The following is a 26381-nucleotide window of genomic DNA, read 5'->3' on the forward strand; positions in this document are numbered from 1 at the left end:
AGGATTAATAAAAAAACAGGCCTCATGGCCTGTTTTTAAGTACAGCAAGGCTTTGAAGCCTCTTTACATCGTTGGAATTTATTTTTTATTTTTTAAACCAATCTTTTGACTCGGGATTTCGTTTCCATGTTTTCAGCTTTTTTAGATCATCTGAATGAATATTTCCGTTCTCAAGTGCGACCTCTGTGAGCGTATCGTAATCAGTTAATGAGTAGTATGGCAGTTCTGCCTTTGCGAAGGCTTCTTCTGCTTTGGGAAGTCCGTACGTAAAGATTGAGACGACACCAAGCACCTCACAGCCAGCCGCTTGTAAAGCTGCACAAGCTTCAAGCACGCTGCCTCCTGTGGAGATTAAGTCTTCAATAACGACCGTTTTTTGCCCTTTCTGCACAGCTCCCTCAATCTGATTGCCTTTTCCGTGCGCTTTCGGCTTGCTCCTCACATAACACATCGGAAGATTCAAACGGTCAGCCGCCAGAGCAGCATGAGGAATACCCGCAGTTGCTGTTCCTGCTATCATTTCAGCTTCGGGAAAATGCTCTTTAACAAGCTTGCTGATGCCTGAGGCGACATCATTTCTGACCTCTGGGAAAGATAGCGTCAGGCGGTTGTCACAGTAGATTGGTGATAAAATGCCGCTTGCCCATGTGAACGGCTCGTTCGGACGTAAAAATACAGCTTGGATGTCTAATAGATGTTTTGCGATGATTTGTTTCAAGATTTGATTCCCTCCCATTCAAGTCTGACAGCCTTATAGGCTTTTACCGGATCTTCCGCTTTTGTAATCGAGCGTCCTACTACAATCGCTGATGAACCTTTTTCTCTTGCAATTGCAGGTGTCGCCACGCGGACTTGGTCATTCGCAGCGTCATCTGACATTCTGATCCCTGGAGTGACAGTCAGAAATGAAGGCGACACTGCTTGGTAAATGGCGTTTGCTTCATGAACAGAGCAGACCACTCCATCCAGTCCGCTTTCTTCCGCCTGTTTGCTGTAGTGCACAACCGTATCGATCAGAGGCTTTTCGATCAGCAGTTCATCCTTCATGATTTGTTCAGATGTGCTTGTCAGCTGGGTTACCGCAATAAGTGACGGGCGTTTTTTCCCCGCCGGCGTACCTTCTTCTAAGCCTTCAAGAGCTGCTTGCATCATTTTTTTGCCCCCGGCCGCATGAACATTGACGAGGTCTACGCCGAGACTGGCAAGACGCTTCATCGCCTTGTTTACAGTGGTCGGAATGTCATGAAGCTTTAGATCCAAAAACAGCTCGCAGTTTCTTTCTTTTAGCTGTTTCACGATAGATGGCCCTTCTTGGTAAAAAAGCTCCATTCCAACCTTTACAAATAACGGTTCTTGCTGAAAAGGCGTTAAGAACGCAAGTGTTTCTTCAGCTGATGCAAAATCAAGCGCGATGATGGGCAGGTTGTTTTTCATGATTCCAGCTCCTTCCGATGCATTCTTCAATTGATTGATAGCCGTATTGGCGCAAAACAGATGGGAGCTGTTCAATAATCTCTGGACATGCAAAAGGATTCACAAAATTTGCTGTTCCGACAGCGACCGCGCTTGCTCCAGCGAGAAGAAATTCCAGGGCATCTTCGGCCGACTGCACGCCTCCCATTCCGATAATCGGGATGTTGACCGCCTGGCTGACTTCATACACCATGCGAATGGCAACCGGCTTCACAGCAGGGCCGGAAAGTCCCCCTGTTTTATTCGCTAATATCGGTTTGCCGGTTTTTAAATCGAGTCTCATGCCGATTAGTGTGTTGATCATCGTAAGGCCGTCCGCTCCCGCTTCCTCGATTGCTAACGCAATCTCTGTGATATTAGCCACGTTCGGGGAAAGCTTCACATAAACGGGTACATTTGAAACCTCTTTCACCGCTTTTGTCAAATCGGCAGCCATTTCAGGGTTCGTGCCAAAAGCGATCCCGCCTGTTTTCACATTCGGGCAGGAAATATTCAATTCAAGTGCATGTACATTAGGCGCTTTGCTGATTTGCTCTGCGACTTCAACATAATCCTCGACTTGAGAACCCGCGACATTGGCGATGATCGGTGTATCAAACTGCTCAAGCCACGGCAGCTCATGATGCAAAACGCTATCCAGCCCCGGATTTTGGAGACCGATCGCATTAAGCATTCCAGCACCAGTCTCAGCTACCCGCGGCGTCGGATTCCCGAAGCGAGGCTCCTTTGTCGTAGCCTTAATCATGATGGCTCCTAGACAAGACAAATCATAAAAACGTGAAAATTCTTTTCCAAAACCGAAGCAGCCTGATGCAGGAATGATTGGATTTTTCAAATCAAGTCCCGGCAATTTCACCTTGAGCATTACAGCGCCACCTCCTGAGCTTTAAATACAGGCCCGTCGAGACATACTTTTACATAGGATGTCTCACTTTCGTTTGTATGGCACACACACGCGAAGCATGCGCCGATTCCACAGCCCATTCGTTCCTCCATGGACAAATATACTTCTTTATGGGCATATTCCTGTTTTAGCGCCTTGAGCATCGGTGTCGGCCCGCAGCTGAGAAGGATATCAAACTCTAGATGTTTCCGTTTAATCACATCTGTGACAAATCCGGTTTCCCCGTAGCTTCCGTCAGCTGTTGCCACAAACGTGTCTCCATACTGCCGGCATTCTTTCTCGTAAAAAACATCCTTTGCCGATTGGAATCCTAAAACGTGGATGACATTTACCCCTTTTTCATTCAAGCGTTTCGACAGCTCTTGGAGAGGCGGCACACCTACACCGCCTCCTACCAGCAAAGCCGTCTTTCCGGGTTGGACTTCATTGACAGGAAAGCCATTTCCCAAAGGCCCGAGGACATCCACAAGCTCTCCCTGCTGTTTCAGAGACAATAGCCTTGTACCTTCCCCATCTACTCGATAAATGATGGTGACTTCACTTTTTTCAAAATTGACGTCGGCGATGCTGATTGGCCTCCTCAAAAGAGGTGTGATCGCTTCGCTCACTTTAAGATGGAGGAACTGCCCCGGGGTTGTAAACCCTTGGACAAGCTCCCCTTTCAGAACCATTTGATACACCCGGTCTGCAATTTGCTGGTTAGAACATACTGTCAAATACGCTTTTTTCATATAGTGACTGCCGCCTCCTGATTTGTGTTGACTGCCGGCATTTGATCAGCGCGGAATGTCATGCTTTCCAGCACTCGCAATATCGCCTCTGCCGTATCTAACGATGTTAAGCAGGCAACACCATTTTCTACTGATTCACGTCTGATTCTAAATCCGTCTCTTGCCGGCTGCTTTCCTTTTGTCAGCGTATTGATGACAAACTGTGCTTCACCGTTTCTGATGACATCAAGCAGGTTCGGACCATCCTGGCCGATTTTTCCGACGACCTTCGCTGGAATAGAAGCTTCTTTCAGGTAGCCTGCCGTTCCTTCCGTCGCTAAAATGTTGTAGCCAATCGCGTGGAACCTCTTAGCAATGGCAAGCCCTTCTTCTTTGTCCTTATCAGCTACTGTTAAAAGCACGGAACCGTAGTTCGGGATTTGAATACCTGAAGCAATCAAGGCTTTATAGAGCGCCTTTTCAAGGGTCGAATCTTTCCCCATGACTTCACCTGTTGATTTCATTTCAGGCCCTAACGTAATGTCCACTCTTCTCAGCTTGGCGAAGGAGAAGACCGGCGCTTTTACAAATACACCTTGCTGCTCAGGCTGAAGGCCCTCTGTATAGCCAAACGCAGCCAGCTTTTGACCGAGAATGATTTTTGTTGCGAGATTCGCCATTGGGATACCCGTAATTTTGCTTAAGAACGGTACGGTTCTGCTTGATCTCGGGTTCACTTCGAGCACGTACACCTCGCCTTGTGATAAGACGAATTGAATATTGAGCAAACCGACAATGTTCAGCCCTTTAGCAAGTGCGATCGTGTATTGTTCAATTTTTTTCTTAATGTCCTCAGTGAGCGATTGAGGCGGATAGACAGCGATCGAGTCTCCGGAGTGAACGCCCGCACGTTCAATGTGCTCCATAATTCCCGGAATGACGACTGTTTCACCGTCAGATACTGCATCAACTTCAATTTCTTTCCCAGTCAAATATCTGTCAATTAATACAGGGTGCTGCGGATTGATTTTGACTGCGTTTTTCATGTAATGAAGCAGCTCTTCTTCATGATACACAATCTCCATCGCCCGGCCGCCAAGTACATAGGAAGGGCGCACCAATACCGGGTAACCGATATCGCTCGCGATGCTTACTGCCTGATCAACTGATGTCGCTGTTTTGCCAAGCGGCTGCGGAACACCAAGTTCTCCAAGCGCTTGTTCAAATTTATCCCGGTCTTCCGCACGGTCTAAATCTTCTAATGAAGTTCCAAGGATTTTCACTCCGCGTGCAGAAAGCTCATCAGCAAGGTTAATCGCAGTTTGTCCGCCAAATTGTACGACAACGCCCATCGGCTGTTCGAGGTCAATGATGTGCATAACATCTTCAATCGTAAGCGGCTCAAAATACAGCTTGTCTGAGATGCTGAAGTCTGTTGAAACGGTTTCCGGGTTGTTATTGACAATAATGGCTTCATAGCCTGCTTGTTTAATTGCCCATACAGAGTGAACAGTCGCATAGTCGAACTCGACACCCTGACCGATTCGAATCGGACCCGAACCAAGCACCATCACACTTTTCTTATCTGTAACGACAGATTCATTTTCTTCTTCATATGTGCTATAGAAGTAAGGTGTTTCCGACTCAAATTCCGCCGCGCACGTATCTACCATCTTGAATACCGGCGCAATCCCCGCTTGTTTTCTCAAGTTGTATAGATCGGATTCTTTCATTTTCCACTCGCGGCTGATGTACTGATCAGAGAAGCCGAGTTCTTTTGCCCGTCTCAGCACATCTGTATCGCCCACATTCGCCTTCAATTCTTTTTCAAACTGTACGATTCCGAACAGCTTATGCAAGAAGAAGACATCGATAGCGGAAAATTCATGAAGGTCTTCTACCGTGTAACCTCTTCTGTACGCTTCAGCTAGGTAGAATAAGCGTTCATCACCGGCCTTTTTAATTCGCTTTTCAAGAAGTTCATCTGAAATGTCAGCGGCGTCCTTCAATTCAAGATGATACACATCAGCTTCCAGTGAACGCACAGCCTTCAGCAATGATTCTTCAAGTGTGCGGCCGATCGCCATGACTTCACCAGTTGCTTTCATTTGCGTGCCGAGCTTTCTGTTTGCTGATTCAAATTTATCAAACGGCCAGCGCGGAATTTTGGATACGACATAGTCAAGAGCAGGTTCAAATGCTGCATATGTTTTTCCTGTTACCGGGTTCATCATTTCATCTAATGAAAGGCCTACTGCAATTTTAGCAGCGAGCTTTGCTATCGGGTATCCCGTTGCTTTTGATGCAAGGGCAGATGAACGGCTGACACGCGGATTTACTTCAATGATGTAATATTGGAAGCTGTCTGGATCTAAGGCGAGCTGGACGTTACATCCGCCTTCGATTCCAAGCGCGCGAATCAGTTTTAACGATACATTCCGCAGGAGCTGATATTCGCGATCGCTGAGCGTTTGGCTCGGCGCGACAACAATACTGTCTCCAGTATGGATTCCAACCGGATCAATGTTTTCCATGTTACAAACAACAATGGCGTGATCCTGGCTGTCTCTCATGACTTCATACTCGATTTCTTTATAGCCGGCAATGCTCTTTTCAAGCAGACATTGGTGTACCGGGCTTAATTTCAAGCCGTTCTCAACAATTTCTTTTAGCTCTGTTTCATTCGAGCAGATGCCTCCGCCTGTTCCGCCTAATGTATATGCCGGACGGACAATGACAGGGAATCCAATTTGGCTGACGAATTTTTCCGCTTCTTCGAGGGAATGGATAATCTCACTTTCAGGCACCGGTTCATTCAGTTCATTCATTAATGTTCTGAACAAGTCACGGTCTTCAGCTTGCTGAATCGCAGACAGTTTCGTGCCAAGCACTTCGACGCCGCATTCTGCCAAAACGCCTCTTTCAGAAAGCTCAACCGCAAGATTCAAACCTGTTTGGCCTCCGAGCGTAGGAAGAATGGCATCTGGACGCTCTTTTCTGATAATTCGTGTCAGGAATTCAGGTGTGAGCGGTTCGATGTAAACCCGATCAGCCATTTCTGTATCTGTCATGATCGTGGCAGGGTTTGAGTTGACAAGGATGACTTCATAGCCTTCTTCTTTCAAAGCAAGACAGGCTTGCGTTCCCGCATAATCAAATTCTGCTGCTTGGCCGATGATGATCGGCCCAGATCCGATTACTAAAATTTTGTTAATGTCTACGCGTTTTGGCATACCGCTTCCCCTTCTTTCTCTGTTGTTTCGATCATTTCGATGAATCTGTCAAATAGATGGTTAGCATCCTCAGGACCAGGTGAGGCTTCGGGATGATATTGAACCGTAAATGCCGGCAATGTTTTATGCTTCAGCCCTTCAATCGTATCGTCGTTGATTGCGATATGCGTCACTTCAAGTTCTGTTTCACTGATAGATGAAACTGTATAACCATGGTTTTGAGATGTTAAGGCAACTTTCCCTGTAGCCAGCTCTTTTACCGGGTGGTTTGAACCTCTGTGGCCGAATTTCATTTTTTCAGTATTCGCCCCGCACGCCAGCGCGAATAATTGGTGGCCGAGACATATTCCAAATAAAGGCACTTTTCCAAGAACACCTTTAATCATTTCAATCGCTTCAGGCACATCCTTCGGGTCTCCAGGTCCGTTAGAAAGCATGATGCCGTCCGGTTTCAGCTGAAGCACTTCTTCTGCTGTAATGTTGTAAGGCACAACGATGACGTCACATTTCCGTTTGTTCAGCTCCCTTAGAATCCCGTGCTTCATGCCGAAGTCAACCAAGACAATGCGTTTGCCTCTTCCCGGGCTCGGATATGCTGTTTTGGCTGATACTTGTGATACTTGATTTCTTGGCAATTCCGTTTCGTTCAGTCTTTTCAGCACAGCTTCGATGTCTTCATCAGATGAAGCGAATGTTCCTTTTAGCGCGCCTGCCGTGCGGATCATTCTTGTCAGCTTCCTTGTATCAATCCCCTGGAGTCCGGGAATGTTTTTCATTTTTAAATACTCGTCTAATGTGTATGCTGAACGCCAGTTGGAAGGCAGTTCACATAATTCCTTGATGATCAGCCCTTTGACAAAAGGGGTAATGGATTCAAAATCATCACGGTTAATGCCATAATTTCCGATAAGCGGGTATGTCAATGTTACGATCTGCCCGCAGTAAGAAGGGTCAGATAAAATTTCCTGATAGCCTGTCATCCCAGTATTAAAAACGACTTCTCCCATGTTGTGTTCTAAGCTCCCGAAGGCTTCTCCTTCGAATACCGCTCCGTTTTCCAGTACTAATCGTCTCTTCATTTGACAAGTCTCCCTTCTTCATAAGCAAGCTTCCCTGCCGCAATTGTAGCGACCGGCCAGCCGGTGCAGCTGATGCCATTGAATGGTGTATTTTTTCCTTTTGATAAAAATGTCTCTTTGTCTATAACTGCTTCTTTTTCTAAATCAATTAATGTCATGTCAGCAACTTGCCCCGTTTGTAATGTTCCATATGGGAGACCGAACGCTTCGCATGGCTTGATTGTCATGTAGTCAATGAGCTGCTTCAATGACCAGCTGCCATTTTTGACAAAGTGTGTGTAAAGAAGCGGGAATGCTGTTTCTAAGCCGACAATTCCGAATGGCGCCAGCTTCATTTCCGTGTTTTTCTCTTCTTCCGTATGCGGTGCATGGTCTGTTGCGATAAAATCAATTGTTCCGTCTAAAAGACCTTCAATTAAAGCAGCCCTGTCTTCTGCGCTGCGGAGCGGAGGATTCATTTTATAGTTTGTGTCCAGCCCCGGGATGTCCTCATCACAAAGCAGCAAATGATGCGGCGACACTTCTGCTGTCACTCTAATGCCCGCTTTTTTCGCATCGCGTACAACCCTGACAGATTCTTTCGTGCTGATATGGCATACATGATAATGACAGTTTGCCGCCTCAGCCAGCAGCACATCGCGGGCAATATGAACCGATTCACAGACAGAAGGTATGCCGTTTAGCCCGTTCGCTTTAGAGAATGTCCCCTCATGTACGCTTCCTCCGTAAATTAAAGAGTTGTCCTCGCAATGTGCAACAATCGCTTTGTCAATTGCGGCTGCCCGTTTCATCGCTTCATACATCATGCCTGCTGTCTGTATCCCAACGCCGTCATCTGTAAAGGCAAATGCCCCGGCTTCTTTTAACGCTTCAAAGTTTGTCATTTCATCGCCGATTTGCCTGATCGTAATGGATGCATATGGAAGAACTCTGACACATGATGTTTCTTTAATTCTGTTTTGCACCCATTCCATCTGCTCCTTTGTATCGGGAACCGGCCGCGTATTCGGCATTGCTGCTACTGTTGTATAGCCGCCGCGCGCCGCTGCTTTCGCCCCGGTTTCAATTGTTTCTTTTTTCTCTCCGCCCGGCTCTCTGAAATGGACGTGGAGATCAACAAACCCAGGTGAAACGAGCAAACCTTTCGCATCAATTACAGTTTCATTATCCGTTGCATCAAGCTTGCCGATTGCAGTAATGGTTTCTCCAGTCACTCGGATATCCGCTTCTGTTTTTTCACCATTTTCGTTAAGTATCCAGCCGTTTTTAATGAGATATGACATAAGATGCTTCTCCTCTTTTCATATTGGTTTGTAAGGCACGCTGTATCACTGCCATTCTGATAAATACGCCATTTTGCATTTGCTTGAAGATTCTTGATTTTTCGCTTTCTACTAAGCTGTCATCAATCTCCACTCCTCTGTTTACCGGAGCAGGATGCATGATGATCGCATGCTGCTTCATACGCTCAGCCCGTTCTACGGTCAAGCCGTATTTGTTTAAATAGCCTTCCTGGCTGACAGCGGACTGATGCCGTTCATTTTGAATGCGCAGCAGCATGACGACATCGGAAGACTCCACTGCTTCATCCATTGAGACATACGTGCCGAATGTATTTTCTTCATCCTGCCATTCCGCAGGACCGGAAAACAGGACCCGGGCACCCAATCTTGTCAACACTTCCGCATTTGACCTTGCCACTCTGCTATGCTTGATGTCACCGTGAATGGAGACGGTAAGCCCTTTGAACGTATTGAACTCTTCATAAATGGTCATTAAATCAAGCAGTGATTGTGTCGGATGCTGGCCGCATCCGTCTCCCGCATTCAGAATCGGAATGCTCACCTGGCTGACAAGCTCTTGATAATACTCATCTTCACTGTGCCTGATGACGCACACGTCCACACCGATTGATTCGAGCGTCCGAATCGTATCATATAAGGTTTCGCCTTTTTGTACGCTTGTGCTTGTTCCATCAAGGTTCAGCACATTCATGCCCAGCTTTTTTTCTGCGACCTCGAAGCTGAACCGCGTTCTCGTGCTCGGTTCGAAAAACAGGTTTGCTGCAAACTTTCCTGTAAGCTGATTGTCTGTTTTTCCGTTTTTGAGATCTTGTGCTGTGTGAAGCAAATCTTTGATTTCCTCAGTGCTGAGTTCACTCATCGTCGTTATATGCTTCATGTTCTTTCCCCTCTCATTTTCAACTTAAGGCTGAAAAAACCCCGGGTCTAGGATAGACTCGGGGTATGGTTAAATAGAGGGCAGCATTGAAGCTTCCTTCTCTTCATAACCCTTCCAAGCCTCTCTGGACTTTCATTAAAAGGTTTTAAATATGATGTTGTTCAGATGTGTCAGCCTGCTCTTCCTTCGCTTCCGGAAGAATCAGGTTTAAGATGACACCGACTATTGCGGCAAGCGCCATCCCTGACACTTGGAATCCGCCTTGTGATACTTGGATAAATGCGCCTCCTACACCGATCACAAGGATCACCGATGTGATAATGAGGTTTCGGTTATTTTCATAATCAATTTTGTTGTCAATCAGCATTCTCAGACCGCTTGAAGCAATGATTCCGAACAGCAGGAAGGAGACGCCTCCCATGACCGCTGACGGCACTGAACTGATCAGCGCTGAAATTTTGCCGATAAAGCCGAAGCAAAGGGCAATCACTGCCGCGCCTCCGATGACAAAGACGCTGAATACTCTTGTGATGGCCAGCACGCCAATGTTTTCTCCATAAGTCGTCGTCGGCGGGCCGCCGATCAGGGAAGCAAGAATTGTCGCCACGCTGTCACCCATAATAGAGCGATGCAGTCCCGGTTTTTTAATGAAATCTTGTCCAACAACCTTACTCAGCACCATTTGATGGCCGATATGCTCCGACATTGTCACAAACGCGACCGGTACCATTGCAGCCGCGATGCCGAGTGTTACTGACGGCGAATAGTCTTTGAACGGGATGATAAATTCAGGCACTGCGAACCATTTCGCGTCAAGCACCGGCTGGAAGTTGACAATCCCTTGAGTAAGGGCGAACAGGTATCCGCCGATGATTCCGATCAAAACCGGAATCAGGCTTAAGAATCCTCGCAAGAAAATCGCGCAAATAATCGTGATGGCCAGCGTAACGCCTGCAACACTGAAGTGCTTTAAGCTGTAAACCAATTCACTCGCATTTGGATCAGCATACATCGCCATGTTTACCGCAGTGCTTGCAAGTCCCAGCCCGATGACGATAATAACAGGTCCTACGACTACAGGCGGGAGAATCTTCATCAGCCATCCTGTGCCAAGCTGCCTGATCAATAAGGCAATCAGCCCGTATACCAGCCCTGCAAGAAACGCCCCGACCATTGCAGCTCCCGGCCCGCCGGTCGCTTTTACCAGTATGATCGGAGAAATAAAGGCGAAGGATGAACCGAGATACGCCGGAATTTGCCCTTTCGTAATAAGAAGGTACGCCAGTGTTCCGATGCCGCTTGTCACCAACGCCACAGCAGGACTCATTCCGACGAGCTTCGGAACCAAAATGGTTGAGCCGAACATGGCAAACAGATGCTGAAGGCTGAATGAAACCCAAGAGAAAGGTGTCGGGACATCCCTGACCCCTAAATTTACTTTTTTCTTACTCATGATGATTTCCCCCTGATTGTTGACTTTCATTTTAGGATGACTCAATGGCTGTATAAAAAAACCTCTTTGCTATTTTTACGCAAAGAGGCATACAAAGACCTGCCGAATACTTTTCGGGTCTTTGTTGTGCACCTCTTTGCAACCTCTCTGGATTGCCCTTAAAAAGGTGATCTATTATTCATTTTCATAAATGGCGACGAGATCGTTTTGATCTACCTCATCAAGCTGAACCATAACCTTTTCAGCCTTTGATGTCGGGATGTTTTTCCCAATATAATCCGCTCGTATCGGCAGCTCCCGGTGTCCCCTGTCAACAAGCACAGCCAGCTGAATGGAGGAAGGTCTGCCTACATCAACAAGCGCATCCATACCTGCTCTGACTGTTCTTCCGGTATACAGGACATCATCAACGAGAATGACTTTTTGATCTGTGATATCTACCGGAATATCTGCACCTTTCACAAGCGGTTCTTCGTTGCTCGTTTTTTTAGAAAGATCGTCTCTGTAAAGGGTAATATCAATTTCACCGACTGTAACAGGATTTCCTTCAATCTGTTCAATTCGTTCCGCAAGGCGTTTTGCCAGGTAAATCCCTCTTGTCTTAATGCCGACAAGAATGCAGTTATTCATTCCTTTATTGCGTTCGATCATTTCGTGCGCAATCCTGGTCAAGGCCCGTCTGATTGCCTGTTCGTCGAGAATGACAGCTTTTTGATTCAATGTGTGACACCTCACAGTTTATATAGAAGAAAAAACCCCTCCTGCCAGAGCATAGAGGGGTTTTAGGACAAGGTGCGCACTATACACGCATCCCGTCTATCCGTTATCCTTCTCAGCCTCTCTGGACTGTTTTAAAGAATCTATTCAGCTTCGTTTATTATTTCAGAAATGAAACACTCTGTCAACCGTTTTTTCTGAGGGTTTCGATTAATTCTGCCATATCCTCAGGAAGCGGCGCTTCAAATTCGACATATTCTCCTGTTCGCGGGTGGTCAAAACCTAAAACGCCCGCGTGAAGCGCCTGGCCGTTAAAGTCGATTGTTTTTCTAGGACCATATTTCGGGTCGCCCGCTAATGGGAATCCGATATATTTCATATGAACACGAATTTGATGGGTTCTCCCTGTTTCAAGCTGGCATTCCACTAACGTAAAGTCCTGAAAACGCTCAAGCACATGAAAATGAGTGACAGCGTTTTTGCCATCACGTGTCACAGTCATGCTTTGACGGTCTTTTTTATCCCGCCCGATCGGCGCGTCAATTGTGCCGTCATCATGAGAAATAAGCCCGTGGACAACAGCCGTATACTTTCGCGTGACCGTTTTGTTGACCAATTGGTTTACAAGTGACTCGTGTGCCATATCATTTTTCGCCACCATTAATAAACCGGACGTGTCCTTATCGATTCTGTGAACAATCCCCGGACGCATCACACCATTGATTCCGGAAAGGTCTGTGCAATGAGCCATAAGGCCGTTTACAAGTGTGCCCGTAAGATGACCGGGTGCTGGGTGTACAACCATTCCGCGCGGCTTATTGACAACCAGCACATCCTGATCTTCATAATAAATATCAAGATCCATAGGTTCTGCCAGGACGTCGAGCGCTTCCGGTTCGGGTACAGTGACGGTCACCTGATCACCCGGCTGAATTTTATAATTTGCTTTCACCGCGCTCCCGTTCACGACAACCTGTCCGTCTTTTACCCATTGCTGAACCTGGGTTCTTGACCAATCATTCTCAGTTGATGCCAAAAATTTATCAATCCGCTCACTTTTTTGTTCTTCTGAAGCGGTTATATCAATTTGATTCATGCTATTGCTCCTTTTTCTTTTTCCCGCTGTCCAACAGCATTTGTATAAATAAAAGCATGACGCCGACACATAGTGAAGAGTCCGCGATGTTAAAAATCGGGTAATTGTAATTCACAATTATAACATGGATAAAATCCACAACTTCTTGTCTGACAGCCCGATCGATAAAGTTGCCGATGGCACCGCCAAGCATAAGCCCAAGGGCAACGCCAAGAAGCCTTTGTCCTTTTGTATAACGCTGTATGTAATAAACAATACCAATAATAACAGCGGTTGTTATGAGGTAGAAAAACCACATCTGACCCGCTAATATCCCCCATGCAGCACCCGTATTGCGATGGGAGGTGATATAGAATACCTGATCAATGATCGGAATGCTTTGGCCAAGTTCCATGTTCTTAACGACTAGCCATTTTGTCAATTGATCGGCTGCAATAATAAGTAGTGCAATTATATAATACAGCACAAACGTTCCTCCAGTTTACGGTTACTTTAATCCATTATGCATTTTATCAATAAAAAGCACTGGAGTAAAGAAATATCAGGCATATTAACTGGTCAGACACTGTTTATTCATACAGTGCCTGACCATATTCGATATCCGTTGATCTCCATATCGGAAGCGTTTTTTTTTCGAATTGGACAGAATAAAGAAAATCGTTTGCTGTTCGGGCCGTCGGCAGCACCGCCAGCTTTGAAAGAGGAATGGGGGCCCCGGTTTCTTCACAGTATCCGAATGTGCCGTTTTCGATTTTCGACAATGCAAGGAGAACGTCTTGAAGCTCTTCTTTAATGTGATAGATCAGAGTTGCTTTTTGTTTATGATTGATTGCTGCTTGCGGGCTTGTAGAAACCTGAAAGCAAGAATACTCAAATAATCTCGACTGTAATTCTTCTTTCATCAGAAGAAGTTCCGTGTAAATTGCGGTCAGTTGATCATTCATTCTTCACAACTCCTGCTCTTAACGTAGTACCTTTATTGTTGCCTATGAATGATGATCTAAAGCCCATAAGATTTTTCCTGCCGTTCTAAAGGATGTCACTCTTGGCACAAAAAAAGCCCGGCTTTTACGCCGGGCCCCTTTTGTATTATTTTTCATAGTATTTTTCAACAATTTCAGCGTTGCGTAATGAAAGTGTAGGATATTTCGGATTTGCCCCTACATCTTTTGAAATCACACGTGATCTCTCACACATTTCGCCTTCCGCTTTTTCGACAGCGATTTTACCTGTCGGAAAGCTTTGCGCATCGTTCGGCGCTTCCTGTTCTTCACTGATTGTCAGTTCTGACACAATAAACAGCTGAGAAAGATTTTCTTTAATGGAAGCCAAGAGCTCTTTGTTTTCTTTATTTGGATACAATTTCAGGTTAGCTTCCAATGATTTACCGATAATTTTTTCATTCCGCGCAGTTTCTAATGCTTTTAGCACGTCATCACGAAGAGCCATAAAGCGGTCAAATTTTTCTTCAGTCGCTTCACTGTTTGGAACTGCGATTGTTTCCGGCATATCTGTCAGCTGAACGCTCTGCTCTTCAACAAATGTTAAATGAGACCATAATTCGTCAGCCGTATGCGGAAGGATAGGCGCTGAAAGCTTCACTAATGCAAGAAGCGTTTCGTAGAATACTGTCTGCATGCTGCGTCTATCCGGATGATCCGCATGCTCGATGTAAACAATATCCTTTGCAAAATCGAGATAGAATGAGCTTAATTCGATTGTGCAGAAATTATGGATGCTGTGATACACAACCGCAAATTCGTACTCATCATACGCTTTTTTCACTTTATCAATCAGTTTGTTCAGCTTAATCAGCATATACTGATCCACTTCACGAAGTTCTTCAACAGCCACCGCATTTGTTTTTGGATCAAAATCGAAAAGGTTGCCGTGAAGGAAACGGAACGTGTTACGGATTTTACGATATACTTCCGCAACCTGCTTCAGAATGGCGTCAGACACGCGAACATCCGCCTGATAATCCACTGAAGATACCCATAATCTTAAGATGTCGGCACCAAGCTGTTTCATAACTTTAGCCGGAACAACAACGTTACCGATTGATTTACTCATCTTGCGTCCTTCTCCATCCAGTGCGAACCCATGGCTGAGCACACCTTTATACGGCGCTTTTCCTGTTACGGCTACTGCTGTAGAAAGAGAAGAGTTAAACCAGCCGCGATATTGGTCAGATCCCTCTAGGTATAAATCAGCCGGACGAACGAGGTCATCACGTTCTTCAAGTACTGCTTGATGTGAAGAGCCTGAATCAAACCAAACATCCATGATATCCTGTTCTTTTGTAAATGTGCCGTTCGGGCTTCCAGGATGTGTAAAGCCTTCTGGAAGAAGATCCTTTGCTTCTTTTTCAAACCAAATGTTTGATCCGTGCTGTCTGAACAATTCAGAAACATGTTCAATGGTTTCATCCGTAATAACCGGTTCTCCATTTTCGGCATAAAAGACCGGAATCGGCACACCCCACGCACGCTGTCTGGAAATACACCAGTCTCCGCGGTCCCGAACCATGTTGTGCAAACGCTGCTCGCCCCATTCAGGAACCCACTTGGTTTCTTTGATGGCGTCCAGCAGGTCTGATCTGAAATCTTTAATTGAAGCAAACCATTGCGCTGTCGCTCTGAAAATAGTTGGTTTTTTTGTTCTCCAATCGTGCGGATAAGAATGAGTAATGAATTCAAGCTTCACAAGTGCGCCTTTTTCATCAAGCTGCTGTGTGATCGCTTTGTTTGCATCGTCATAGAACATGCCTTCAAAGCCAGGAGCTTCGCTTGTCATGACACCTTTTGCATCAACTGGGCAAAGTACGTCTAAACCGTATTTTTGGCCGATGATAAAGTCATCTTCCCCATGCCCTGGCGCTGTATGAACACAGCCCGTTCCGGCATCAGTTGTTACGTGTTCACCTAGCATAACGAGAGAATCCCTGCCATATAGCGGGTGTTCAGCGATAATGTTCTCAAGGTCCTTCCCTTTGACCGTTCTTGTTACTTCATACTGATCAAATCCGCATGCAGACGCAACATTTTCGACTAAAGCACTTGCTACGACAAAGCGGTCTTCGCCTACTGCAATCACGCTGTACTCAAGATCAGGATGCACTGAGATTCCGAGGTTCGCCGGAATTGTCCAAGGTGTTGTTGTCCAGATGATGATACGTTCACCATTTTCAAGAACGCCTTTTCCGTCTTTTACACCAAAAGCGACATAAATAGATGCTGAACGTTTGTCTTGATATTCGATTTCGGCTTCAGCCAAAGCAGACTCACTTGAAGGTGACCAGTTAACCGGTTTAAGACCTTTGTAAATGTAGCCTCGTTTTGCCATTTCACCAAATACGCGGATTTGCTGCGCTTCGTATTCCGGTTTTAATGTCACATATGGGTTTTCCCAATCGCCGCGGACACCAAGACGTTTAAATTGCTCACGCTGTCCCTCGATTTGCTTCCAAGCGTACTCTTCGCACAGTTTGCGGAATTCCGCTACGGACATTTCTTTGCGGTTGACTTTTTTGTTTTTTGTCAGAGCTGTTTCAATTGGCAATCCGTGTGTATCCCAGCCTGGTACATACGGTGCGTTGTAGCCGCTCATTGATTTAAAGCGGACAATGAAATCCTTCAAAATCTTGTTAAGCGCGTGGCCCATATGGATGTCGCCGTTAGCATACGGAGGTCCGTCATGTAAAACAAATTTCGGGCGGTCTTTCGTCCGTTCCTGCACAAGACGATAGATATCCTCTTCCTCCCATTTCTTTTGAATGTCAGGCTCACGGTTTGGCAAATTTCCACGCATCGGGAAATCTGTTTTTGGCATTAAGAGCGTGTCTTTAAAATCCATTTTCATTCCTCCACTGCATTTTTTCAGAAAATAAAAAAAGCCCTCTCATCCCATAAGGGACGAGAAAGCTTATCTCGCGGTACCACCCTTTTAGAAAAAGCCAGCATACGCTTTTTCCTCTTGAGCATCGTAACGTGATGAACGTCCTAACCTACTGTGAGTTCAGAAAGGAAACTTAAGGGCTGATCTACATGATTCCGGCCATCCCGGACTCTCACCATCTCCGGGTCGCTATGAAGGCCTGAAGGAAACATGACTGTCCCTTTCAACCGTTTTTTCATCTGAATTTATGAACGTATTATATTCGACAAGCTAAGAAAATGTCAAGACAATCAGAGAATTTATTCCTTTTCCTCAAATACAGCGTCGACTTCATACTCAAGGAGATGATCCCAATCGTCATTTTTCAGAAGATCGAGCTGAGCCTCAATCAGCATTTGGAAACGTGTTCTGAACACTTTAGACTGTTTTTTCAGCTCTTCGATTTCCATGGCGATTTTTCTTGATTTTGATAACGATTCGTTGATAATGCGATCAGCATTTTTCTCCGCTTCCCGTACGATCAGCTTTGCCTCTTTTTGAGAATTGCGTTTTACGTCTTCAGCTGCTTCTTGGGCAACTAAAATCGATTTATTCAATGTTTCTTCAATATTGGCAAAGTGTCCGATTCTTTCATCTAGCTCATTGACTTTCGCTTCTAGTTCCGTTTTCTTCCGGAGAACAATTTCGTAATCTTTTCTGACTTGCGCTAGAAATTCATTTACTTCATCTTCATCATATCCGCGAAAACTTTTTGTAAACGTCTTGTTGTGAATATCATTTGGCGTTAATGGCATGATGCCACCTCCATTTTTACATTTCAGTACGGTTATCTAGTTCACATTATAAAACAAATTTCGCACAGATGGAGAAAAAAACTGAAAAACCGACTATTTTTGTCGTTCAAACGTAACTCTCCATTTGTCTTTTTTGGTTTTTCCTTCGATTTTGGATAAACTGCAGCGGCCAAAGCCTCTGATAGACAGCATGTCCCCTTCTGCCACTATGTAGGAAGGATCTTCAACTACCTTCCAGTTCACTTTTACGAGCCCGTTTTTCACAAGTGTCTGTGATTTCTGGCGGGATTGCCTGCTCATAGAGGCGCAGACAGCGTCAAGCCTTAAAGAAGAAACCGTGTCATCTCTTATTTCGACATCAATAGCCGGAATGTTAAGGTCTGACAAGCCAATTTTCTCAAGGCTGACCGTCGCTTTGCCTGCTTGAGTCAGCTGTGCGGCCACAAAATCAGCGGTATCGGCTGATACAATCAATTGCACAGCTGATTCAGAAAACACGATGTCACCGAATTTTTGCCGCTTTAATCCTATGCCCATTAATGCACCAAGCAGAGAACGGTGATCTACTGAGACAAACTTGTCAGCATAACGGACGTTAAACGCCTGCAGTTCAAAATCCGATTCTTCTGGAGTAATGTATTCTGGATACAGAATCGCCCGTTTCCGCTCCGCTCTGTCATAGCCGCCGGAAAAAGCAAGCCCGACGTCTGTCTGTCCCGTAACAGCAGTGAGGATGACCTGCTCTCGAGGGTCTAAAAAGTCGGTCAGCTTCATTCTGTACTGCTCTTGGACAATTCTTTTCCATTCGAGCGCCTGATCAATAAAGGCCCGCTCGTCTTTTCTGAAGTGCTGATAGATATCGCTCATCGTCTTTCCCTTCTATGTAAAGAGGCTTGGCTGCTGCCAAGCCCCTATCAAACTGTCACATTAAAACGCAATCATGCGGTAAAGTCCCCACAAGCCAGTAGTCGCAAATCGAAGCACAAGGATTGCTACGATTGGTGAAATATCCAGCATTGCAATCGGAGGGATGATTTTTCTGAATGGTTCGAGATATGGTTCACAAATCGATGCTAAAAAACGCCCGACTGCTGTTTCCCTCGTACTCGGCACCCATGACATAAAAATGTATATGATCAGGGCAAATGAGTATATTGTGATTAATAAGCTTAAAACCGAAAAAACTTGATAAAGGATCATCTCGCTTTACCACCTCTGATGTTCGTCTTCAGATATGAGCTCAGAAATCGTGCCTGATACATCTACGTTATCAGGCGTGCAGAGAAAGATATCTGAGCCGATTCTTTGAATATCTCCGCCGATGGCATAGACGGTTCCGCTTAAAAAGTCAACAATCCGCTTCGCCTGGTCATGCTGTATCCGCTGAAGATTGACGACAACTGCCCGCCGGTTCTTCAAATGGTCGGCTATTTCCTGCGCCTCCGCATACACGCGCGGCTCACTCAACACCACTTTAGAGGATTTCTGAACACTTTGCAAGCTCACTACATTCTGTTTGCCCGCAGGTTTATTCCCGGTATAAGCCGGCTTTTCTTTTTGCTCATGCTCCTCATGCGATTCCCGCTCTGTCTCAATATATTCATATTCATATTCTTCATCTTCCATCGAGAAAAAGTTTTTCAGTTTATTTTTCATACTCATTGCTGTACACCCCCTGTTTCATTTCCGACTAACGATGAGCCGATTCTAATATAAGTAGCCCCTTCTTCAATTGCAATTTCAAAATCATTTGACATGCCCATCGACAGTTCAGTACACGGAGCGTTCGGCTGCTTCAGTTTCTGAACCTGGTCACGGAGTTCTCTCAGCGACCTGAAACAGCTTCTGATCTGATCTTGATCATCAGTCAGCGGAGCCATTGTCATCAGTCCGGCCACTTGGATATGTTCGAAACCGGAAAGCTCCTGTATGAATGGAATGACTTCTTCTTTTTTCATGCCGTGTTTAGAAGGCTCAAGAGAGGTATTGACCTGCACAAAGCATCGGACAGTACCTTCAGCCCGTTTTTCAATTTCTTTCGCTAATGAGAGCCGGTCTAGGGAATGGATATAAGAAACCGCATTGACGACAGATTTTGCTTTTCTTGATTGCAGACTGCCGATAAAATGCCATTCCGGATTCCCTTTCATCAATTCCTGTTTGCGGAGCAGTTCCGCATCCCGATTCTCTCCGAGGCAGGTGATGCCAGCATCTACTGCCTCCTGTGCTCTTTCAGGCGATACATATTTTGTGACTGCAATAACCGTAACTTCATCGGAGCTGCGGCCCGATCTGTTACATGCTTCGTTTATTCGTTCGTTTATATGTCGTAAATTATCAACAACACGCAAGATCTTTATGCCTCCTTCATTCCGATAAAGGACATCATCCGTCCAGTTTTCCCCTGATCGCGGCGGTGAGAATAGAAAAGAGACGGCTCGCTTTCCGTGCATAAACCGCTGACAGAAATCTGTTCATTTGCCAAACCGCTGTCTATCAGTATGAGGCGGTTCAGCTCTTTCAAATCAAGCTGATATTGTGCCATTGCCGTCTGATTAACGGCACGGTCTGCTGAAACCGGCAATGCGCGGACAGCATCCATGACACGGTCATCTACCTTATAGCATGCTCCGCTGATAGATGGGCCAATAACAGCCTGAATATCTGAAGGATTTGAACCTTCCTTCTCAGTCCATTGCTTCACCATTTCTCTGCCAATCTGTTTGACAGTGCCCTTCCACCCGGCATGGGCAACTCCGACAAGTGATTTAACCGGATCATAAAAGAAAAGAGGCACACAATCAGCAAAGCATAATGCTAAAAATACATTTTTTTCGTTTGTATAGAGCCCGTCCGTTGCTTTTAGCGCTGTGTGATACTCACGGGCGCCTTTTCCCCTATCCCTCTGCGTCACTTTCTGAACGCGATTATCATGTGTCTGATCAGCGAATACCCAAGACTGCAAATCAGTATTAAACATATCGGCAATATATTCACGATTTTTAACTACATCTGCATCTTTGTCATGAACGTGCAATCCTGTATTTAACGATTCAAAAGGTTTTTGGCTGACACCGCCGTTTTTCGTCGTAAATCCGGCAATGACTTCTTTGTTGTTTTGATTCGTTTGAGCCCAGTCTTGTATCATGAGTGTCGAGGGTGTGGTAAGACTAAATGGGTGATATGTATTCATGATGATCCAACCTTTCGACAAACATTTAAAAAAGCGGAATTTCCCACTTATTTTACCACATCTTTCTGCATTCGTTGAGCGCCGATTTGCATATTTCTAAATGAAATGTGCCGGAAGAAACGAGACTTCCGGCATTTGCCAATCCGCGGCAGAAAAGCAGGTTTATGCATGCGGTTCACTTAATCGGACCAAGATTACATCTTCCCCGATTTTTACTATATTTCGCCATGGAATGACCAATTCCTCTTCTTTTCCGAAAAATCCGAGCACTTTCCCATTTCCTCCTAGTATGATCGCCTGAATTTTACCAGTGGTCACATTGATATCAATATCCCCAATACTCCCCAGCTTTTTTCCGTTTGAGACATTGACGACATCCTTCACCTGAAATTCTGAAATGCTGATCATTCCATCACGTCCTTTTCCCGTCCTTTTTTCAAGTATATGAACGGGCAGGCTGAACCTTGTCAGCAAGAAGAAATTTTCATGTCACTGTTCTTTTTTCCGGCTGCACCAGCTCATGATAAAATCGAGGATGATTTTTGTATACTCTACTAGTTGCTCAATCGATACCTTCTCATTCACGGAGTGTGCATTGTGCAGATCGCCAGGACCGTATATCACGCATGGAATACCGGCATCATACAGCCACCCACCATCTGTAACCGATTGAGAAACGTCAATAATTGGACTCTCCCGCTTCACTTTCTCATGAGAGGCAGTAAGCGCTAAGACGCCTGGGTGGCCAGGATCAACTTCCAATGCCGGAAAAATTTCTCCTCTGTCTTCAATCATCGATGAGCCTCCCCACTTAAATACGGGGCGGTTTTCCCTAAGCCAAATATCACTGTCACTCAGCCGATTGACGTAATCTTCTATTTCCGCTGCCACTTGGTCATGGGTTTCATTCGGATAAAAATGAACTGTGATCCACAGCCGGCATTCGTCCGCTATAAAAGCCGCATGTCTGCCGCCTTCTATAACAGCCGGGTTAATTGTATTTGTTCCAGGTTTAAAACCGGGATAACGTTTCATAATGGACCAGTGGCGCTCAAGCTCACCGAGCCCCGCAATGATTTTCGCCATTTTTTCAATTGCGCTTGCTCCGAATGTTCCTCCGCCTGCGTGAATCATATTTCGTCTCGTTCCATCATGAAATGTTTGACTGCTTTTGATTTCGATCCAGCCTGTAATGACACCGCCTTGGCCTTGAATATGCATATCGCTCGTATCCGCGACAATTGCAAAATCAGCGTGGTAGCCCCTCTTGCAGCATTCAAGCGTTCCGGCTTCTCCAACTTCCTCCCCGATAACCGATTGCAGAATCAGATCACCCGGAAGTTCAATGCCTGCTTCACGAATTAATTTGACAGCAAACAGCACACATGCCATTCCGCCCTTCATATCGGAAGCGCCTCGTCCGATTAAGAGACCGTTTTTTTCAATTGGATGAAATGGATCGTGCTCCCATTCCTCATCCTCCTTTACCTCTGCCACATCTACATGGCCATTGATGATCAGGCTATGATAATCTGCTGAACCTGTTCCCTTTAGCTGGCCTACAACATTGGGGTCTCCAGGGTACACATCCCATTTGTCGATCGAAAATCCTAATTCATTTAAAAATCCCGAAATCCATGACTGAATCCCCTCTGTATTTCTTGCAGGCGGAGCAGGTGTTTGATAAAAAATCAGCGCTTTTGCCAGCTGAATAAGCTCCTCCTTTTGTTCTTCCACTTTTTTGAGCAAAGAGTCTATTTGTTGTTCCAATCTAATCCGCTCCTATTCTTCAAAAATAAAAAGCCGCTTCAAGTTATGAAACGGCTCAATAAAAACAAACAGAGTCCTATGCACTCTGTTTCTTCACCGCTTCCCTCCGCTGGCATGATCCAGATCAGGTCAAAAGGGTTGAGACAAAGTCTCTCTCAGCTTCGCAAAGCACCCCTAGGATGAATCTATGTGTTTGTCAGGCATTCGTTATCGGCTCAGCTCTTGTTAAAAACGGCCGATCTTGGTTCCATAATACATGGATTGGCGTATCAAAAAAAGCGGAAAGTATTTGATCAGTAAGCATTTCCTTTATTTCTCCGGCTCCAAAGACCTCTCCCTGCTTTAATAAAAGAGCTTTATCAAAGACAGGCAAAATTTCCTCAGCATGATGAGTCACATAAAGGATAGATGGTGCATTTTCTTTGTTTGCAATGTATGTAATCGTATCTAACAACTTTTCCCGGGCAATAAAATCCAGCCCTGTGACTGGTTCATCCAGTATCAGCAGCTCCGGATCGGCCATTAGTGCTCTTGCAATCAATGCTCTTTGTTTTTCCCCTTGAGAAAGGGTTTCATAGCGACGGTCGGCATATTCAATTGCTCCCAAGTCCTCTAACAAACCAATCGCTTTTTCCCTTATTTTCTTACTTGGTGTTTCATATAATCCAATCGAAGCGTAAGCTCCGCTCAAAGCAATTTCAAAGGCTGAATCTGCCGGGTACAATTTTTGCTGAAGAGCTGCTGAGACGAGGCCAATTTTACGTCTGAGTTTTTCCCCAAGCTCTGTCTTGCCAAATTCATGGCCAAGCACCTGCATCTCGCCTGATGTTGGAAAATAATAAGAGCAAAGCATATTTAACAGTGCTGTCTTCCCGGCGCCATTTAGGCCGTAAAGCACCCAATTTTCCTTTTCTTCCACCTTCCAATGAATATCCCTCAATATCCATTTCCCATTCCGTTTTAATGAGACATTGTCAAGCTGCAAAATCATCGTGGTCCTCCTCTTGATTGCCTTTTGTAATTGTTTTAATTTTCTTAAAACTTCGTACAAACTAGGATACCTTATTTTTTCCAAAACGTAAACCGTCGGCAAACAATAGAAAAGCCTTTAAAACAAAATCGTTTTAAAGGCTTTTCATTATTGATGAATATTTTTATTCATTTGTTTGATAGCCGCTTTTTCAAGTCTGGACACCTGTGCTTGGGATATTCCGATTTCCTCGGCGACTTCCATTTGGGTTTTCCCTTGGAAGAATCGCTTTCTCAAAATCATTTTTTCCCTATCGTTTAGCCTTCTCATGCCCTCTTTTAAAGCCAGCTCTTCAATCCATTGTGTATCTGTATTGCGCTCATCACTGATTTGGTCCATCACATAAATCGGGTCTCCGCCGTCGTTATAGATCGGTTCAAATAGAGAAACCGGATCCTGAATGGCATCAAGCGCAAATACAATTTCCTCATGCGGTACTTCAAGAACTTTTGCGATGTCTTCTGCAGTCGGCTCCTTGCTTGTCTCACTGATTAACCGCTCTCTTACCTGAAGCGCCTTGTAAGCGATGTCCCGGAGTGATCTTGAGACACGGATCGGGTTATTATCGCGTAAATACCTGCGGATCTCTCCGATAATCATAGGTACAGCGTATGTTGAAAACTTAACATTGTGGCTTAGGTCAAAATTATCAATGGATTTCATTAGTCCGATGCAGCCGACTTGAAATAAGTCATCAACATACTCCCCTCTGTTATTAAATCGTTGAATGACACTTAAGACAAGACGCAAGTTCCCATTTACAAGCTTTTCTCTTGCTGAATCATCGCCTTCATCCTGCAGCTGCCTAAACAGCTTTCTCATCTCTTCATTCTTGAGTACTGGTAATTTGGAGGTATCCACCCCGCAGATTTCGACTTTATTTCTCGACACTTTTTTCCCTCCCTACAGGAGCTGCTGTACACCGTTAAGTATCTCCTTGGGTGGGAAAAATATGCACTGCAATCAGGCCGAAAAACTGTCGAAATCAGGAAATCCCTGTAAAATCAAGGGGTTCTACCCATAAAATTTTTTACACCATTTTGTTGAACTCTTTTCTCAATCTTTTTATAATTCGTTTCTCAAGCCGTGAAATATAGGACTGTGAAATCCCCATCATATCCGCTACATCCTTTTGGGTTTTTTCTTCTTCACCGACAAGCCCAAACCGCAGCTCCATAATTTGCTTTTCCCTCTCATTAAGCTGTTCAAGCGCTTTTTTCAAAAGCTTTTTATCTACGTTAGCTTCTATGTCTTTAGTGATGATGTCATCGTCTGTGCCAAGCACATCAGAAAGCAAAAGTTCATTGCCGTCCCAATCAATATTAAGCGGTTCATCAAAGGAAACCTCTGAACGGATTTTGTTGTTTCTCCTCAGATACATCAGAATTTCATTTTCTATACAGCGGGAGGCATAGGTCGCCAGCTTAATTTTCTTTTCTGGATTGAATGTATTCACAGCTTTGATCAATCCGATGGTACCGATGCTGATTAAATCCTCTATATTAATTCCCGTATTTTCAAATTTACGGGCGATATAAACGACCAGGCGCAAATTGCGTTCAATTAAAATGGCACGTGCCGCCTGATCGCCGTTTGGGAGCTTCATTAACAACACCTGCTCCTCATCTTTAGACAATGGAGGCGGCAGGGCTTCACTCCCGCCTATGTAGTAGACTTCATCACTTTTCAGCCCAAGTTTCATCAGCAGCTTATACCAGAGGTGCGTCAACCGTAATTTTAGTTTTTTCATCTTCCTCTCCCTTCTAAATGTACCGCCGTTTGAGTATGATAAGTAACGGACATTTGCGAACTTTATGAAACGTGTTTGACAGCCTTGCCCGAAAGCATTTTCGGATGAATAATCGCATCAAACTCTCCATCTGCTGAAAGCTTTGTTGTGCTGATACCGATTAAGCATTTATCTGCACAAATCATTTCTTCTTTTGTCATAATCGTTACGTGATCCGGTTTAACGCATAATAAAAATTGATTTTGCTGACCAACTCCCCTGTATGGAATCAACCTCATTTTATCTAAAAAGCGAAATGAATCATCAAGCTGTTCGATGGCTTCCAGCGGGTCTGTGTTTCGAATGATCATCGTTTCGGCTGCTCCGAAAATCGGCTCCAATTTATCAACGTAAATGATCATAACCGGTGTTTTTGTAAGAGGATCGTACAGCTGATTGCCCGAATCAATCAGGCCTCTGACATGAAGTGTTTGGTTGCCCAAATCGGCCTGCACGCTGACTCGTTCCTCATATTGAATGTTTTTTGTTTCAATATCTTCTATTCTTCTTTTAGAAAAAAACCATAATGCTGGAAAGCCAGCAACAATAAACAACCAGCTGATCGGATCTCCAAACCCTGTTTGATTGGTAATCATGACACCGTTTCGAACAATAGAATTTGACTGCAGCAAAGAATGAGCTCCAATAATTCCTCCTCCCATTAAAAAAGTGGCAAAATAAAAGGAAAACAAATTTTGAAAGAAAAAGCGAAATCTTTTAAAGCCAAATGTCACCAGTACAATCACAACTGAAAAAGCTAGCTTCCCAGCTGGATGGTCAACAATCGGCGAGAAAGGAGTAAACATCAAAAGGACAATACTTGAACCGATGAACGCCCCGCCTATCAGTCTTCTTTTTTTCACATGCCGTTTTAAAATAAATGCCGTGAGCAAAAGCAAAAGTGCATCAAAACAAAAGTTTAACAGCCAAATGACATCTAAATAGATTTTCACATCTGACTCCTTTCTTTCTTGCCTCACGCTGTTCCTCTTCTTGCTTCATAAGTATAAAGCAAGCTCTGTGGGAAAGTCTGTCAATTAATGTTGAGAGGAAAATACAATT

At 44.9% G+C, this 26381-nt stretch carries 26 protein-coding genes, 1 riboswitch and 1 other annotated feature; all 26 genes read right to left on the minus strand.

The features are described 5' to 3' along the window. Window positions 1–85: 85 nt before the first annotated feature. The 26 genes from pyrE to spoIIGA all read right to left on the minus strand — a co-directional run bounded on the left by pyrE (window position 86) and on the right by spoIIGA (window position 26272). Window positions 86–718, minus strand: coding sequence for an orotate phosphoribosyltransferase (gene pyrE / locus BFW96_RS04585; RefSeq protein ID WP_040083202.1), 633 nt, complete (start codon window positions 716–718; stop codon window positions 86–88). Then, complete coding sequence (pyrF, locus tag BFW96_RS04590; RefSeq protein ID WP_014663915.1) at window positions 715–1434, minus strand: orotidine-5'-phosphate decarboxylase; 720 nt, start codon at window positions 1432–1434, stop codon at window positions 715–717. Before pyrF ends, pyrE begins: the two co-directional genes overlap by 4 nt. Then, window positions 1403–2338, minus strand: coding sequence for a dihydroorotate dehydrogenase (locus BFW96_RS04595; protein ID WP_069838792.1), 936 nt, complete (start codon window positions 2336–2338; stop codon window positions 1403–1405). The genes pyrF and BFW96_RS04595 overlap by 32 nt, the downstream gene beginning before the upstream one ends. Continuing rightward, on the minus strand, window positions 2338–3108 hold the full coding sequence (pyrK, locus tag BFW96_RS04600) for a dihydroorotate oxidase B electron transfer subunit (RefSeq protein WP_069838793.1): 771 nt from the start codon (window positions 3106–3108) through the stop codon (window positions 2338–2340). The genes BFW96_RS04595 and pyrK overlap by 1 nt, the downstream gene beginning before the upstream one ends. Further along, window positions 3105–6320 carry a carbamoyl-phosphate synthase (glutamine-hydrolyzing) large subunit gene (carB, locus tag BFW96_RS04605; RefSeq protein ID WP_040083206.1) on the minus strand — a complete coding sequence of 1072 codons (3216 nt, stop codon included), beginning with the start codon at window positions 6318–6320 and terminating at the stop codon, window positions 3105–3107. Before carB ends, pyrK begins: the two co-directional genes overlap by 4 nt. Then, window positions 6305–7399 carry a carbamoyl phosphate synthase small subunit gene (locus BFW96_RS04610; RefSeq protein ID WP_014663911.1) on the minus strand — a complete coding sequence of 365 codons (1095 nt, stop codon included), beginning with the start codon at window positions 7397–7399 and terminating at the stop codon, window positions 6305–6307. The genes carB and BFW96_RS04610 overlap by 16 nt, the downstream gene beginning before the upstream one ends. After that, window positions 7396–8682 carry a dihydroorotase gene (locus BFW96_RS04615; RefSeq protein WP_040083207.1) on the minus strand — a complete coding sequence of 429 codons (1287 nt, stop codon included), beginning with the start codon at window positions 8680–8682 and terminating at the stop codon, window positions 7396–7398. The genes BFW96_RS04610 and BFW96_RS04615 overlap by 4 nt, the downstream gene beginning before the upstream one ends. Continuing rightward, on the minus strand, window positions 8666–9580 hold the full coding sequence (locus BFW96_RS04620; RefSeq protein ID WP_069838794.1) for an aspartate carbamoyltransferase catalytic subunit: 915 nt from the start codon (window positions 9578–9580) through the stop codon (window positions 8666–8668). Before BFW96_RS04620 ends, BFW96_RS04615 begins: the two co-directional genes overlap by 17 nt. A 145-nt stretch (window positions 9581–9725) precedes the next feature. Beyond that, entirely contained in the window at window positions 9726–11033 is a 1308-nt protein-coding gene (gene pyrP, locus BFW96_RS04625; protein WP_040083209.1) for a uracil permease PyrP, read from the minus strand. A gap of 174 nt (window positions 11034–11207) precedes the next feature. Beyond that, on the minus strand, window positions 11208–11753 hold the full coding sequence (pyrR, locus tag BFW96_RS04630; protein WP_003221477.1) for a bifunctional pyrimidine operon transcriptional regulator/uracil phosphoribosyltransferase: 546 nt from the start codon (window positions 11751–11753) through the stop codon (window positions 11208–11210). Window positions 11754–11934: 181 nt separating this feature from the next. Further along, entirely contained in the window at window positions 11935–12846 is a 912-nt protein-coding gene (locus tag BFW96_RS04635) for an RluA family pseudouridine synthase (protein WP_014476756.1), read from the minus strand. Between the two features lies 1 nt (window position 12847). Beyond that, window positions 12848–13312 carry a signal peptidase II gene (lspA, locus tag BFW96_RS04640; RefSeq protein ID WP_014663906.1) on the minus strand — a complete coding sequence of 155 codons (465 nt, stop codon included), beginning with the start codon at window positions 13310–13312 and terminating at the stop codon, window positions 12848–12850. A 103-nt stretch (window positions 13313–13415) separates the two neighbouring features. Continuing rightward, complete coding sequence (gene ylyA, locus BFW96_RS04645; protein ID WP_069838795.1) at window positions 13416–13790, minus strand: sporulation-related RNA polymerase-binding protein YlyA; 375 nt, start codon at window positions 13788–13790, stop codon at window positions 13416–13418. 145 nt (window positions 13791–13935) lie between these two features. Next, entirely contained in the window at window positions 13936–16701 is a 2766-nt protein-coding gene (gene ileS / locus BFW96_RS04650) for an isoleucine--tRNA ligase (RefSeq protein WP_069838796.1), read from the minus strand. Window positions 16702–16753: 52 nt separating this feature from the next. After that, window positions 16754–16980: a binding site (T-box leader), on the minus strand. Window positions 16981–17042: 62 nt separating this feature from the next. Then, complete coding sequence (gene divIVA / locus BFW96_RS04655; protein WP_003221468.1) at window positions 17043–17537, minus strand: septum site-determining protein DivIVA; 495 nt, start codon at window positions 17535–17537, stop codon at window positions 17043–17045. 93 nt (window positions 17538–17630) lie between these two features. Next, window positions 17631–18404: a YlmH family RNA-binding protein gene (locus tag BFW96_RS04660; RefSeq protein WP_040083211.1), complete on the minus strand. Its 774-nt coding sequence runs from the start codon at window positions 18402–18404 to the stop codon at window positions 17631–17633. Window positions 18405–18464: 60 nt separating this feature from the next. Then, window positions 18465–18737 (minus strand): YggT family protein, encoded by a 273-nt coding sequence (locus BFW96_RS04665; RefSeq protein ID WP_003221463.1) that lies wholly within the window; start codon window positions 18735–18737, stop codon window positions 18465–18467. Between the two features lie 6 nt (window positions 18738–18743). Further along, window positions 18744–19199: a cell division protein SepF gene (sepF, locus tag BFW96_RS04670; protein WP_014476753.1), complete on the minus strand. Its 456-nt coding sequence runs from the start codon at window positions 19197–19199 to the stop codon at window positions 18744–18746. Next, complete coding sequence (locus BFW96_RS04675; protein WP_014663902.1) at window positions 19196–19888, minus strand: YggS family pyridoxal phosphate-dependent enzyme; 693 nt, start codon at window positions 19886–19888, stop codon at window positions 19196–19198. Before BFW96_RS04675 ends, sepF begins: the two co-directional genes overlap by 4 nt. Before the next feature lie 5 nt (window positions 19889–19893). Then, window positions 19894–20730, minus strand: coding sequence for a peptidoglycan editing factor PgeF (gene pgeF, locus BFW96_RS04680; RefSeq protein WP_069838797.1), 837 nt, complete (start codon window positions 20728–20730; stop codon window positions 19894–19896). 162 nt (window positions 20731–20892) lie between these two features. Further along, complete coding sequence (locus BFW96_RS04685) at window positions 20893–21138, minus strand: YlmC/YmxH family sporulation protein (RefSeq protein ID WP_003232153.1); 246 nt, start codon at window positions 21136–21138, stop codon at window positions 20893–20895. 81 nt (window positions 21139–21219) lie between these two features. Then, the gene (gene ylmB / locus BFW96_RS04690; protein ID WP_069838798.1) at window positions 21220–22500 is read right to left on the minus strand and encodes an N-formyl-4-amino-5-aminomethyl-2-methylpyrimidine deformylase; all 1281 of its coding nucleotides are present in this window, start codon (window positions 22498–22500) and stop codon (window positions 21220–21222) included. A gap of 84 nt (window positions 22501–22584) precedes the next feature. Beyond that, a riboswitch (TPP riboswitch) is annotated at window positions 22585–22686 on the minus strand. A 10-nt stretch (window positions 22687–22696) separates the two neighbouring features. After that, complete coding sequence (locus BFW96_RS04695) at window positions 22697–23491, minus strand: ABC transporter ATP-binding protein (protein WP_040083214.1); 795 nt, start codon at window positions 23489–23491, stop codon at window positions 22697–22699. Window positions 23492–23638: 147 nt separating this feature from the next. Then, window positions 23639–24421, minus strand: coding sequence for an RNA polymerase sporulation sigma factor SigG (gene sigG / locus BFW96_RS04700; protein ID WP_014663896.1), 783 nt, complete (start codon window positions 24419–24421; stop codon window positions 23639–23641). A 139-nt stretch (window positions 24422–24560) separates the two neighbouring features. Further along, the gene (gene sigE / locus BFW96_RS04705; RefSeq protein WP_003221446.1) at window positions 24561–25280 is read right to left on the minus strand and encodes an RNA polymerase sporulation sigma factor SigE; all 720 of its coding nucleotides are present in this window, start codon (window positions 25278–25280) and stop codon (window positions 24561–24563) included. A 62-nt stretch (window positions 25281–25342) separates the two neighbouring features. After that, window positions 25343–26272 carry a sigma-E processing peptidase SpoIIGA gene (spoIIGA, locus tag BFW96_RS04710; protein ID WP_040083797.1) on the minus strand — a complete coding sequence of 310 codons (930 nt, stop codon included), beginning with the start codon at window positions 26270–26272 and terminating at the stop codon, window positions 25343–25345. Window positions 26273–26381 lie beyond the last annotated feature (109 nt).

Origin of the sequence: Bacillus sp. F56, from assembly GCF_001748205.1 — a bacterium.
In the GTDB taxonomy this organism is placed as follows: Bacteria; Bacillota; Bacilli; order Bacillales; family Bacillaceae; genus Bacillus; species Bacillus stercoris.